Genomic DNA, 12,526 nt, shown 5'->3' with positions numbered 1-12,526 from the left:
ATGCGCTGTCCCTGATTCAGCAAGCATTGTAGATCGGTTGTCACCCTTTAAGGGCCACGCTACGCGAACAACCTTGGCCAAAAGGCCACGCTACGCGAACAACCTTGGCCAAAAGGCCACGCTACGCGAACAACCTTCAACCAGCTCAAGGAATAATTTCTGTTACCACTCTTTCCCCAACACCACTAGTTACTAAAATATCTTGAGCTTCAAGGTTACCCACTGCTTTATCACCAGTCGTCTTAAATTGGGGTGAAACTTGTTCATATATTACATTACCTGAGGCTTCCATCTGTTGGGTGGGGATATCCCAAGTTAGCTGATTAGCGTATAGTTTGGCTTGCTTACGGCTTCCCTCCCCTTGTACTCCTCCAGTTAACCTAACTACTTTCTTACCCAAATCTACCCGTCCCCTGTTAGCTGTTACCATCACTTTCTCCTGCTGGTGAACAATTCTAACCGGCTGATCGGAAACAACAGTTTTATCATTCAAATTCCAAACTGCTGAATTAGTCGATATCACGACCGGTGGTTCGACCGAAGTCAACTGCACATTTTTCTTGAGAGTTGCTATATTTGCCTTAAGGTTTACCTCAGAATTGTCTGCTTCCACTCGTTCTGTTACTATCTTATTTTTATAGCGCTCAATAAGTATCCTTTTGTTACCAATTACCTTCTGTTGTTCGATTTGCCAGAGCAAACGTTCTGTTTTCATTTGCAAGTTTGGGTCTTTCGATATGGCTGCTACTTGACCAATTAATTCCAACTTCTGGGTTCGACTTAAGTAACGCCCTTCCTTTGCGGATGCTTGTAGTTTAGGGTGATTACCTTTAACGTTATTGCGGATAACTAACAAATCTTCCTTAGGTTTCCACTCAGACTCATCACCTCGTAACACAGCACCATTACGGGGATCGGTAGCCGTGACCTGACCTTTGAGAAACACTATCTCACCATTCTCTAGGATTTCCCCACTCTGGGCTGAAACCTGTAAAATCAGTTTCCCATCTTGATACAAATCCCCATTGGGTTTCTCAATGTAAGCGATTTTTCTATCTGGAGAGTAAGTCGCTTTATCTCCTGTAACTTTCCATAGAGGACGACCTTGCTTATCTGACTGATCTAGAGTGACGTTTTTAAAGACTAGACTTCCTTCAATTTTTTCAGTAACGTTAGTGTCTTCCTGAACTTGATTTAATGGCTTTGGCTCACTCTTACAGCCAGATAATGAGTAAACCATGAAAATCAAAATAAAAAATTTAAGACATCTCTTGGAGTATAAAAACATATGGCTTAAGAGCGTGTGGTTAGGATAAATCACTATAAAATAATCGATACAAAGCTTAATCAGAAAGACTTGTATCGATTTAAAAAAGTAATTTTTATAAAAATTGCTTACTAGGAAACGCTATACTAGTTATTACTCCTTAGTTATTAGAAGTTTTTATAACCTCTATAGTTCCTGGGGGACAACAAGCGCCCCAAATTCCTTGCCAGCTCTAGGTTTAAGGTCACTATTATCCCAAACTATACCTAGATAATCATGAGCATATTTTCAATGACTGAGAACTCAATCCCTGATTATTTCGTCCAAGTGGTCGAAAAATCGAGTTGATAAGTTGGGTAACTGAATTGACGCGCATCCTGACCAGATAAGGATTATAGCCTACCTTTCACCCGCTCAGCGCTCGGCAGAATATTTTCAATGACTGAGAACTCAATCTCTGATTATTTCCTTCAAGTTGGATATAAGTTTTGTAACTGAATTGACCAAACCCAGATGAGTTAATGATTATAGGCGACCTGTTACCCCCTCATCTATACTTGACTTAGTTGCTTAGCTTTCAGTTTTTAGATGGTTGACCCTACTCCATTAATAAAGTCTGTATGTCAACTATAGGAGGGGAAAGCATCGGACATAAACTATAGGGTTTCAGCCACTAATTATTGCCCGAATGCTACAAGACATGAGAAAGAAACGCCCACACACCTACATCGTAGTTTCGACCCCATCAGACAGACCCTAATCACCAATGAATAATGAATAATGAATAATCACTAATCACTAATCACTAATCACTAATCACTAATCACCAAACTATTTGTGCTGTTCATCCATCACATTGAACCCAGACAAAGGACGGTAAGTATAGTTTTGTTTGGGTGTTTTTTGGATACTTTCTTGGATGGTATCAAGGTCAATATAGCGGTCAGCTACATTAATGAGACTATCACTGGTCATCGAGCGTAGGCTGACTACCTCAACCCGAACTCCCCGATAACTGACAGAATCGACTGCATAGGCAAGATCCCCATCACCACTGACTAGAACTGCTGTGTCGTAGGAACCCACTAGTGCCATCATGTCAACAGCAATTTCTACATCCAGATTAGCTTTTTTTGAGCCATCTGGTAGCTGCACTAAATCTTTGGCAATTACTCGGTAGCCATTACGACGCATCCAGAGCAGAAAGCCTTGCTGCTTCTCATTCGTACGATCAACACCAGTGTAAAAGAAAGAGCGTAGTAGCCTAGATCCTGCTGTCAAACGACACAATAGCTTAGTGTAGTCAATTTCAATCCCTAGTTGTAGGGCAGCATAAAATAAGTTTGAACCATCGATAAAGATGGCAACACGACCACGGTTTTCTAAGACTTGTTCAGGTGTAAAAATTGGGTCATGATTATAATGGCTCAGCATTTTTATTATACCTCTTTGTTAAAAAAAAAAAATTAAAAAACTTTTTACTTAATCAGCATTAAGGTAATATGCCGATTAAGTTTTTGGTTAATAAGACGGAACCAAATTAGGTGAGTTCCAGTCGTGCAAATACCGGTTTGGGTTTTCCTAGCTTCTGGTTTTGAGGTAAAACCCCCCAAGATGCATGGGATACATAGGGCGCAGCCAAAAAGATGTGTTCTTTTTGGCTAAAGTCGATGGCAAAACCTAGTTGTTGGTAAATCTCCGTACTAATACTGGGAATAATCGGTGATAATAGATAGGCAGCTAAGCGCACTGATTCTAAAACTGTATATAACACTTGTTCAACCTCTTGCTGTTTTCCTTGTTTATACAAGCTCCAGGGAGCTTGCTGATCTAGAAATTTGTTACTGGCTCGAATCAGAGTAAATATTTTTTGGCAAGCTTGGCTAAACGCTAGGGATTCATAAGCCCTAGCGACTTGTGAACCGAGATCTAAGCCAATTTCGAGCAGAGGATTGACCTGTGAAATATCTGAGCCAGTTAAACCTGGAACAATACCTTGACAATACTTTTTAGCCATGCCCAAGGTGCGATTGAGCAAATTACCTAGGTCATTGGCTAAATCCGCATTGACGATATCTATAAAACGGGTTTCACTAAAATCCCCGTCTCGCCCAAATTCAATCTCTTTTAGAAAATAATAGCGAATTGCATCAGCACCGTATTTATCTACCAACTCCACTGGGTCTAGGGTATTGCCTAGACTTTTTCCCATTTTTTGACCATCTTTGGTCAGAAAGCCATGACCAAATACTTGACCTGTAACAGGTAGAGAGGCTGACATTAACATGGCAGGCCAGTATACAGCATGAAAGCGCAGGATGTCCTTACCGATAAGATGTAAATTGATCGGCCACCATTTTTGTAAGGCATTATCAAGAGTTGCTTCACTATCGGGATCCAATAGGGCAGTCACGTAGCCTAGTAAGGCATCAAACCAAACATAGATGGTGTGGCTGGGATCAACCGGTACTGGGAAGCCCCAATCGACATTCAATCGTGAAATCGAAAAATCCTGTAGTCCCTGACTGACAAAACTCAACACTTCATTACGGCGACTTTCCGGTTGGATAAAATCCGGTCGCTGTTGGTAAAGTTCTTCTAGCTGTTTTTGGTATTTAGAGAGCCGGAAAAAGTAGTTTTGCTCATCTCGCCACTCCGCTTCTTGATTGGGATGAATCGAGCAGCGGTTTCCAGGTAGAAGTTCCCGTTGCTCTTTAAATTCCTCACAGGAGACACAGTACCACCCTTGTTGTTGACTCAGATAAATGTCACTTTTATCCCAAACCCGCATGAAAAATTCTTTGACAATGGCTTGGTGGCGGTTAGCGGTAGTGCGGCTGAAACGGTCATACTGGATATTGAGCTTTTGCCAGAGGACATCAAATCCAGCAGCTATCTTGTCGCAATGTACTTGAGGATCTACCCCTTGAGTTTCAGCAGTCCGCTGAATTTTTTGTCCATGTTCATCTGTACCAGTAATTAACAGTACGTCTTTGCCCTGTAACCGTTGAAAACGAGCTACTGCATCAGATGCCATGGTGGTATAGGCACTGCCGATATGGGGTAAGTCGTTCACATAGTAAAGGGGTGTTGTAATGGCAAATGTATTTTTAGTAGTATTCGTATGAATCATATGAGTGTTAAAAACGCCCTCCAGCCAACTGATTTAACTTATTTAAGTGATTTCTAACCTAGTGTATGGCTACTAGTATTAATTTTAGTTGTTACTATATGTAGTATTTATCTAATCAGATTTACTTAAGTTTTAACCTTTTCTAAAAAGTATCTGTCGCTACTTTTTAGTTGACGTTACTCAAAATTGTTTATTATCTTGTAACTCATTCCACCTATTTTAGTTGTGGGGTTTCGAGTCATTACTCCTTAGTCTGTTACTTATGAGTAAGGAGTAATGATAAGCAGCCGATAAGTTATCCCACTCCCTTGAAGGAATGGAATCAAGGCCACCTTCTGTCACTTGATTATAAGGAAAATTAATTATTAACATAAGTTAGTAGTCTAGTTTAGATTTAACAGGCTTTTTCTACTACTGGCTTAATGCCTAATGTGTCAAGCTACACACTTGTAGTCACTGGCAGTCTATCACCATTAGTTGTTTTGCACCTGATTATCTCTACTTTAAGGCATCTGTCAATAGATCTATTTTTAAAAAAATGTTAAGAAATGTTAATCTATATTAGAAATTGATGACTGAAACTGAAGTCTGACCATCTTCCACTACAGGTTTCTGATGCCCTTCTTGCTGCAATGGGAATAAATTGTTCCAATATCGATCAGGATCGCATTCCTCATAAATCTGCTGTTGTAGTAGTGAGTAACCATCGTGGCTTTCTAGATGTCCCGTTGTTGATGGTAGCCTTGGGGCAACGAATCCCCATTGCTTGTGATCATGACATGGGACAAGCACCAGTGATGCGGGTGGGTTGTCAAGCAGATGGGTTGTTTCTATCTATAAAAACCAGAATATAGACTGTGAGCGTTGTTACAACAGGCAAGTCAGTTTCGCGAACATCATCATTGGGTTGGGGTTTGTATACTCAGAGCCTAACCAATGGTGAATTTTACTCAGCCTTTGGAAATAGGCAACTTTCATAAAGGCTTTACCCACTTAGCTTTGTGGACATCAGTTAAACAGGCAGCGCCGCGCCTAAAGCGCGATCGCTTCCCAAGAAGAAATCGTACACTCAGTGATACCCCTGTGATCGTTACGTTTGTTTGACCCATCTGAACCCCGATTTGAACAAATGGGTTGGCATCCGATGGTAATTCATCGCTGTTTGGCAGTATTACTTGGACATTTCTATTGGATTACACAGAAACAGCGGAACTATCAAGGGAAACAGATTATGTGCTCCATTAGTAAGATATACCGGTATTAAATTGCTAGATTAGTACAGGGTATCAAGGATAAAGTATGAAGTATCAAGTATTAAGGCTCAAGGATAAAATAGGCTTGTTATTGTCTCACTTATGCTTGACTAAAAACTTGCTCAATCACCATAATTTAAACTACCTAGTTTATCTATAAAATTTTCTATTTAATATTTATTAAATATAGGTTTATACAGATTTAATAAATACAATAAAATGTACTAAACATTCAATAATGAAGCGGTTTTGATATGAAGCATTATTCGTTATACTTACGCAAAAAAAATGTTGATGGCTATAATACTTCATACTGAAAGTAAAGAATGCCAAACGTTAATAGTTGTTCGTGTTTCTTGAGTCCGGGACAATCTAATCGGTGATTATCCACTATTTGTTTATTTACCAGAGATGGTTCCAATGGGTGAGCTGTTGGCAGTACAGGCTCAACATTGAGAAACTGATTTTGATTTCCGTTGTTTGGCGATCCCAACCGATGATTTAAGCAACTTGGAGAAGTTGGCAGGGGTAGTGGTTAACCTGATTGAAGCGGAACTCAACGAGGGAGCTTCACAGGACGTTATCTGTATGGTGAGTCGAAAGGAAGTCTGTCTGGTGCGTGAAGGTAGCTCTGAAAACCCCCCATAGGATTGACCGGATTATTTTGAGTAACCGAGCTACTTGTTTTAACCAACGAGCTTTCTTGATGCAAAGCGCGAGTGGGGAGGGGCTCCCCTGGTGACGAGAGTGATTTTCCTGAAATTGACTTTAGTTTCTGATTAGAAGTTCTAATCTTAACAAATCTTTATGATTTAGCCATTTTACCTTATACTACCAAAAGACAGTAGAAAGGAGAAAAAACAAGTATGTCGGAGGCCATCAAGCCGCTGACAGTACCCAAGGAGTTCCTGGGTGCCCCGGATAAGTTTAACTTAACGTTACTTATGTTTGTGGCGGCGATCATCTTGGTGGTCTGTTCCACCAGTGGTTACTGGCTTTGGGATTTGCCTAACGCTTGCTGCTTTAGCATTAATGTCCTTGCCTTACACATGGTAGGAACAGTCATTCACGATGCCTCTCACCATGTTGCCCACAAAAACCGTTACGTCAATGCCCTGATGGGTCATGGTAGCGCCCTGATGTTAGGTTTTACCTTCCCAGTGTTCACGCGGGTTCATATGCAGCATCATGCCAATGTTAACGATCCCGAAAATGATCCCGATCATTTTGTTTCCACTGGTGGTCCGCTGTGGTTAATTGCAGTTCGCTTTTTTTATCACGAAATATTTTTTTTCAAGCGCCGTTTGTGGCGTAAGTATGAGCTCTGGGAGTGGTTTTTTAGCCGTCTATTCATCGCCATCATCATATATCTTGCTTGTCAATACGGCTTTTTAGACTACATCCTGAACTATTGGTTTGTACCAGCATTAGTTGTAGGTATGGCGCTAGGATTGTTCTTTGATTATTTGCCCCATCGTCCATTTAAAGAACGTGATCGCTGGAAAAATGCTAGAATTTACCCCAGTCCCATCCTCAACCTGCTAATTATGGGACAAAACTATCATCTAATTCATCACCTGTGGCCGAATATACCCTGGTACAAGTATCAGTCCGCCTACCGTGCTGTTAAACCCCTTTTAGATGAAAAAGGTTGTGATCAATCTCTGGGACTTCTGGCCCAAAAGAGTTTTTGGAACTTTGTATACGATATCTTTTTAGGAATTCGTTTCCACCACAAATCATCTGATAGAAAAACGGAATCAACCTGAAAATTTTTCTGTTGATGGTTGACCATGGACGGTTGACCATTGATACATTTCAGTAAATAAAATCCCATGGCTGTTAATTGTTAGTTGCTAATTAAGCATTAACAGCTAACAATTAACAATTTTATTTTGACTAATGACTAATAGACCTCTTGCAAAAGTATTTTTCTGATAGTGTTTACGTCAATTCTTGTCCACTGTTCCGAGATCCGCAGATCAGCTGTTCCCGACAACTTCCACGAAGTCTAATGACAACTTTAAATTACCACTGGCTAATTGGTAGAAGGCGCGTGGTTACTAGATATAACCTGACAACTAACGGCTGACTTGAGCTAAGGTCCAATCAGGCCTTAAATTTTTGGCCTGACGTAAATAGGGATGATAAATTTCAAGTTGAGAAACAGGAGTGTTGATGTGGATTAAACACCGGATACAACGCTCTAGGCTACCCTCGACATGCATCTGTTGCACATCAAGTAAAGGAACATGATCCCAATTCGGACGTTCTCGTGCGATCGCAGCTGGAAATTTAGCATCCAAATCACGGGTCGTGGTGAAAATCGCACTAATTATTTCTTGATGGTCGATTTCATTATGAGCTTCGAGTTGATCTAGCAGTTCTATCACTGCTTCTCTAATCGCTGCTACTGTATTTTCTGAGGCAGTTGTTGCGCCTCGAATTGCTCTAACTCTCCAGTGCAAGGTAAGATCCTCCGAATTTCCCTGGGAGATTTGAGATCTTACACGCTTTGTGAAATCTCAAATCTCCATGTTATCTTATGGTCGGTACAACCATAGGGGCTGACCGCTAGTTGATAGTTCAAACTCTAACCAATCTATACCAACAGATATCTGAGATCTATTGCGAATAAGGTTACCCGGTAGCAAGCGACTCAACAATGGTTTGGGTTCTTCGATGGTGAAAGACTTGGTTTTCTCTGGGTCAAGACCCACCAATTCCGCTGCCCAGCAACGGGCATCTTCTTCAGTTCCCAGGCGATCAACCACCCCCAAGTTATGTGCTTGCTCACCAGTAAAAATCCTACCATCAGCAAAACTTTTTACTACATCTACATCTAGCTTGCGACTCTGGGCAACAGTTTGTACAAACTGCTGATAACTGGTATCGATCAACTCTTGAAGAATAGTTTTTTCCGGCTCAGTCAGTTCCCGGTCAAACGCCAAGATATCTTTGTATGGACCTGACTTAATGACCTTAAAGGAAACACCGATTTTATCCAACAAGCGCTCTATATTGTTTCCCCGCAGAATCACACCAATACTTCCAGTGATTGTACCAGGGTTCGCTACTATATGTTCCGCTCCCATGCCAATGTAAACACCCCCGGATGCGGAGATATTGCCAAAGCTAGCTACAATCTTCACCTTTTCTCGCAACTTCACCAAGGCGCTATAGATTTCCTGAGAATCCCCGACTGTACCACCAGGACTGTCAATCCGTAATAGTAAGACCGGAAATTTCTTTTCTTCAACAGTTTTTAGGGCTTCGAGGACCCGTTTACGGGTACCAGCAGCGATCGCCCCCGTGATTTCAATTCGAGCAATTTGTTTGAGAGATTTGCGTTTAAACGGCCAAGGCATAGGTGATTGTGAGTATCTAGTCTAGATTTAACTGATTACTGGAGCTTGTATATATAGTTTGCATCATTTTATAAAGCGATCAGCTCCTAAGCTGCTCAAAATAAATAAATAAACAAGTGTTTAACCAAATATGAAAAGCTCGTTTAAGCTGTCGCCCATTGAAATTGTATGTTACTCAGTAAGCTAGAAAAACTCCAAAACTCACTCCTGTGCTCCAGAGCCCCCGTGCTCCAGAGCCAAGTCAATCGGTAAAGTCAATATCTAAATTAAATTTCTGACAGCTGCTTGAGTGTCGGTTATTTTCGTTCTTCACCATAAATCAGGATTATGCAACTAAAAGCCAACACAATACTGCCACCGATAGGGTCACTACTAGGTTCACTACTGCTGATTTCCCCCTTTTTTCTATGGGGTACAGCTATGGTAGCCATGAAAGGGGTGATCCCCAACACAACCCCTCTGTTTATGGCTGGGGTGCGGTTAGTACCAGCAGGAGTTTTAGTATTAGGAGCAGCAACTGTGATGGGTCGCCCCCAGCCGAAAGGTTGGCTAGCCTGGCTGTGGATTAGCTTATTTGCCTTAGTGGATGGGGCAATGTTTCAGGGTTTCCTAGCCGAGGGATTGGTTAGCACTGGTGCGGGTTTGGGTTCGGTCATGATTGATAGTCAACCCCTAGTGGTCGCCCTGCTATCAGCATTGCTCTTTGGTGAACTTATTGGACTGTGGGGTTGGTTAGGACTAGGATTTGGTATAGTAGGAATCAGCTTGATTGGCTTGCCCGATCAATGGATTTTCAGCCTTTTTACTGGCAACGCTCAAGCTATAGAATTAAGCTGGCAACAGCTGTTTGATCATGGAGAGTGGCTGATGCTCTTAGCATCCCTTTCCATGGCAGTAGGAACAGTAATGGTTCCCATTATCAGCCGCTATGCTGACCCAGTTGCTGCAGTTGGTTGGCATATGATCCTAGGAGGATTACCGTTATTTGCCCTCTCTAGTGTCATAGAATCCCAGCAATGGGTGAATATTGATGGAGTTGGCTGGATCGCATTAGCTTACTCCACTGTTTTCGGGAGTGCGATCGCATACGGTATATTCTTCTACTTTGCCTCCAAGGGGAATCTCACTAGTCTGTGTAGCTTAACCTTTCTGACACCAGTATTTGCCCTGCTATTTGGGAATTTAGTGTTGTCTGAGGTACTCAGTTCCCTACAGTGGACTGGTGTGTGCGTGACATTGCTTAGCGTTTATCTAGTCAATCAGCGGGAACAAATAGCCACTCGGATCAAAGCAAGGCTCGCAAACAACAGCGGCTAGCCAAAGGGGAAAACTGGCAGTGGAAACAACAACTGAGATCGTCTGAAGAAGGTAGTGCTAAGCTAGCATAAACCCAGCAGTGAAGCCGATTTGATACAATTGAGATTAATCGAGCCAAAATTATGTTGCTCGAACGAGTAAAGCACATGGGATTTAGCGTTGTGTGTTAAGTGCGTAAGCTAGAATTGGCGTTCACATTCGAGTCCTGTTTAATTTTATGACTCGCTATTGGTCTATCATACTTGTTGCTACCTGTTTGAACTGCCTAGGCTGGTTCCCAGCACCCAGCCAAGCGGTGAAATTAGAAAAAGCGATGTTCCTTAGGAACCGCTTCGCGAACGCATTTTCACCCAACAACCTCCCTGACCCGTTGCTAATCGCTCAATCTCCTTCTGCCACAGAAACTGACCCACCAATTCTGCTCAAAGGGAGTCGGGGCCAAGAGGTGGCTATTGTGCAAGCCAAGCTAAAGCATCTTGGCTTCTACAATGGGCTTGAAGATGGTGTTTATGGTGAGGGTACAGAGAAAGCAGTCGCTTTATTCCAAGAATCCGTTGGATTGAGGAAATTCGGTGTTGTTAATTCTGTTACTAGGAAGGAATTGGAGCAAGCCTACGCTGCTAAGACGACAACCACCAGCACTAGCTCAGCTCCAAACTCAGGTCAATCAGTGGCAGCCGAATCGACTACTGCCGAATCGACTACTACCGAACCTTCCACCCAGGCAAAGAGCCCGTCATCATGGCTGATTATCCCAGCCATCATCATGGCTGGTTGTGGTTTTTTCCTATTCAAGTGGTTGACTAAACCAAAACGACCCGTAGACTCACAATTAGCGTCCTCCACAGAAAACCAAGCTAAACAAGATACTACAGTCAATAACCTCAAAGTCCAAGTGTCAACTGACTCCCAAAACCACCATCCTCAGAGCGGTTATAACCATAGCGCTAGTTATGAGGTTGCCAATTCTAGCAATCCTCAACCTCAGTCCTTAGCTGATTCCTTACATGTCAAAAAGACCACTCGCCTGACTAAATTTAGTATTGTTGAGGAATTAATCAGAGAATTAGAAGACCCAGATCCAAAAAAGCGACAACAAGCTATCTGGGAATTAGCCCAAAAGGGTGATTCTAGGGCAGTAACGCCCCTAGTCAACTTAATGGTAGATTCTGATTCTAAGCAGCGTGGTTTGATTTTGGAAGCCTTATCCCAAATTAGCACCAAAACTCTCAAACCGATTAACAAAGCCCTAGCCATTTCTTTGCAGGATGACAACCCCCAAGTCCGGAAAAATGCGATTCGGGATGCAACGCGAATTTATGAATTACTAAACCAAGTCTTGCAGATGTTGCGTCACGCTACCGATGACCCGGATTCCGAAGTGCGAGAAACGGCAAAATGGGCAATCGATCAGTTTAATAAAATGCGCCCTTCCACTAAACTGGATAGTTTGCCACCAGCACAAAATTACCTGAATTCATCAGAAAATAATTCAAACCATTACCAAGATAATAGCGACTAGTTAGGTAAATTCATAACAGGTAATAAAAGTTTAGTAACCTTTACTTACCGTGCTATGATAGGGAAGTGTAAACCGTTAAAATGGAATAGCATAGAATAAAAGTTTACTCAGCTTTACTTACCGTGCTTGAAGATGTTTACAGTAATAAATGTTTTGAATTCAAAATTAATGAAAAGCTTATAGTTATCGTTTTGATTATCAAATGGCCAGGGTTAATTTTAAATTAATGAGTCAATTAAATTCCCTGAAATTGCTATTAATTTCCACCCCAGTTGGTCCGTTGGGTTCAGGGTTAGGTGGTGGGGTTGAGTTGACTTTACGTAACATTGCTACGGAATTGATTAATCGGGGTCACAGGATCACAATTGTGGCAACTAAAGGATCTACAGCTTGGGGAATGCCTCTGGTAGAAATTGATGGTGTTCTGGAAACTAGTATTCAAACTCAAACAAGAGACACTCCTACTATCATCCCCCCATCCTCCGTATTGGCTAATATGTGGGACTATGGGCGGCAAGTTCAAACTGACTATGACTTGATTGTAAACTTTGCCTACGACTGGTTACCGTTTTACCTAACCCCCTTTTTCACTCGTCCCATTGCTCACCTAGTGAGCTTCAAGGCGGCAGCCCCGCGCTGTACCCGATAGGGTCAGCGTCGGGAAGG

Annotated in this window: 11 protein-coding genes and 1 pseudogene; 7 read left to right on the top strand and 5 right to left on the bottom strand. The window is 42.0% G+C overall.

Annotated features, from left to right (window positions below; all coding sequences use genetic code 11):
• Positions 1-196 (top strand): hypothetical protein (locus BJP37_RS41865; protein WP_214607738.1); only part of this gene is annotated, 196 nt, incomplete at its 5' end.
• Here the strand turns inward: BJP37_RS41865 and lptC are convergent.
• The 3 genes from lptC to metG form a co-directional block, all read right to left on the bottom strand.
• Positions 146-1,288 (bottom strand): LPS export ABC transporter periplasmic protein LptC, encoded by a 1,143-nt coding sequence (gene lptC / locus BJP37_RS02065; protein ID WP_075896082.1) that lies wholly within the window; start codon positions 1,286-1,288, stop codon positions 146-148. The genes BJP37_RS41865 and lptC overlap by 51 nt on opposite strands.
• 810 nt (positions 1,289-2,098) lie before the next feature.
• Positions 2,099-2,701 (bottom strand): LabA-like NYN domain-containing protein, encoded by a 603-nt coding sequence (locus BJP37_RS02060; protein WP_008182130.1) that lies wholly within the window; start codon positions 2,699-2,701, stop codon positions 2,099-2,101.
• Positions 2,702-2,807: 106 nt separating this feature from the next.
• Positions 2,808-4,424, bottom strand: coding sequence for a methionine--tRNA ligase (metG, locus tag BJP37_RS02055; protein WP_269087109.1), 1,617 nt, complete (start codon positions 4,422-4,424; stop codon positions 2,808-2,810).
• Positions 4,425-5,032: 608 nt separating this feature from the next.
• On the opposite strand from metG, the gene BJP37_RS34115 reads away from it, so the two are divergent.
• From BJP37_RS34115 to crtR, 3 genes are all read left to right on the top strand, one after another.
• The gene (locus BJP37_RS34115; RefSeq protein ID WP_081431031.1) at positions 5,033-5,254 is read left to right on the top strand and encodes a 1-acyl-sn-glycerol-3-phosphate acyltransferase; all 222 of its coding nucleotides are present in this window, start codon (positions 5,033-5,035) and stop codon (positions 5,252-5,254) included.
• Positions 5,255-6,133: 879 nt separating this feature from the next.
• Positions 6,134-6,301 (top strand): hypothetical protein, encoded by a 168-nt coding sequence (locus BJP37_RS38210; protein ID WP_158069357.1) that lies wholly within the window; start codon positions 6,134-6,136, stop codon positions 6,299-6,301.
• 218 nt (positions 6,302-6,519) lie between these two features.
• Positions 6,520-7,422: a beta-carotene hydroxylase gene (crtR, locus tag BJP37_RS02045; protein ID WP_075896078.1), complete on the top strand. Its 903-nt coding sequence runs from the start codon at positions 6,520-6,522 to the stop codon at positions 7,420-7,422.
• Positions 7,423-7,734: 312 nt separating this feature from the next.
• On the opposite strand, the gene aroH is transcribed toward crtR, so the two are convergent.
• Together aroH and sppA are read right to left on the bottom strand one after the other, a co-directional pair.
• Positions 7,735-8,121: a chorismate mutase gene (gene aroH, locus BJP37_RS02040; protein WP_075896076.1), complete on the bottom strand. Its 387-nt coding sequence runs from the start codon at positions 8,119-8,121 to the stop codon at positions 7,735-7,737.
• Between the two features lie 75 nt (positions 8,122-8,196).
• Positions 8,197-9,021, bottom strand: a complete 825-nt coding sequence (sppA, locus tag BJP37_RS02035; RefSeq protein ID WP_075896075.1) for a signal peptide peptidase SppA — start codon at positions 9,019-9,021, stop codon at positions 8,197-8,199.
• Between the two features lie 327 nt (positions 9,022-9,348).
• Here sppA and BJP37_RS02030 point away from each other — a divergent pair, with 327 nt between their 5' ends.
• The 3 genes and pseudogenes from BJP37_RS02030 to BJP37_RS02020 form a co-directional block, all read left to right on the top strand.
• Complete coding sequence (locus BJP37_RS02030) at positions 9,349-10,338, top strand: DMT family transporter (RefSeq protein WP_075896073.1); 990 nt, start codon at positions 9,349-9,351, stop codon at positions 10,336-10,338.
• Positions 10,339-10,555: 217 nt separating this feature from the next.
• Complete coding sequence (locus BJP37_RS02025; protein WP_075896071.1) at positions 10,556-11,860, top strand: HEAT repeat domain-containing protein; 1,305 nt, start codon at positions 10,556-10,558, stop codon at positions 11,858-11,860.
• 226 nt (positions 11,861-12,086) lie between these two features.
• Positions 12,087-12,476 (top strand): annotated as a pseudogene (locus BJP37_RS02020) (UDP-glucose--tetrahydrobiopterin glucosyltransferase); the annotation flags it as partial.
• Between the last annotated feature and the right edge of the window lie 50 nt (positions 12,477-12,526).

It is taken from the genome of Moorena bouillonii PNG, assembly GCF_001942495.1.
GTDB lineage: Bacteria > Cyanobacteriota > Cyanobacteriia > Cyanobacteriales > Coleofasciculaceae > Moorena > Moorena bouillonii.
This window is presented reverse-complemented; position numbering and strand designations above follow the sequence as displayed.

What these genes read in the sequence shown, in the direction of transcription:
- lptC (WP_075896082.1), bottom strand. Translation starts at nt 1,288, where the DNA reads ATGTTTTTATACTCCAAGAGATGTCTTAAATTTTTTATTTTGATTTTC.
- BJP37_RS02060 (WP_008182130.1), bottom strand. Translation starts at nt 2,701, where the DNA reads ATGCTGAGCCATTATAATCATGACCCAATTTTTACACCTGAACAAGTC.
- BJP37_RS34115 (WP_081431031.1), top strand. Translation starts at nt 5,033, where the DNA reads ATGGGAATAAATTGTTCCAATATCGATCAGGATCGCATTCCTCATAAA.
- crtR (WP_075896078.1), top strand. Translation starts at nt 6,520, where the DNA reads ATGTCGGAGGCCATCAAGCCGCTGACAGTACCCAAGGAGTTCCTGGGT.
- sppA (WP_075896075.1), bottom strand. Translation starts at nt 9,021, where the DNA reads ATGCCTTGGCCGTTTAAACGCAAATCTCTCAAACAAATTGCTCGAATT.
- BJP37_RS02030 (WP_075896073.1), top strand. Translation starts at nt 9,349, where the DNA reads ATGCAACTAAAAGCCAACACAATACTGCCACCGATAGGGTCACTACTA.
- BJP37_RS02025 (WP_075896071.1), top strand. Translation starts at nt 10,556, where the DNA reads ATGACTCGCTATTGGTCTATCATACTTGTTGCTACCTGTTTGAACTGC.